At 54.4% G+C, this 237-nt stretch carries 1 protein-coding gene; it reads left to right on the top strand.

The window, feature by feature from the left end; all coding sequences use genetic code 11:
- Positions 1-125 (top strand): glycogen/starch/alpha-glucan phosphorylase (locus tag FDX22_RS21525; RefSeq protein ID WP_146717749.1); only part of this gene is annotated, 125 nt, incomplete at its 5' end.
- Positions 126-237: the final 112 nt, after the last annotated feature.

Genomic DNA, 237 nt, shown 5'->3' with positions numbered 1-237 from the left:
GTCATCCGGAAGAGTGGACCACCAAGTCGATGATTAATATCGCCAACATGGGCTATTTCTCGTCGGACAGGACGATCAAAGAGTACGCCGAAAACATCTGGCATATTGATTCGGTACGGTTGTAACACACGAGGCCGGGGGCGCTTCGCTTGCCCGGCCTACGTTTATGCACTTTTGTAGGCCGGATAAGGCGTCGCCGCCATCCGGCATTTTTATCAGGACGCCAGCGACAGCTGG

Source organism: Citrobacter sp. TBCS-14 (genome assembly GCF_005280805.1).
GTDB lineage: Bacteria > Pseudomonadota > Gammaproteobacteria > Enterobacterales > Enterobacteriaceae > Citrobacter > Citrobacter gillenii.
The sequence above is the reverse complement of the archived record's forward strand: the minus strand, read 5'-3'. Positions and strand labels throughout refer to the sequence as shown.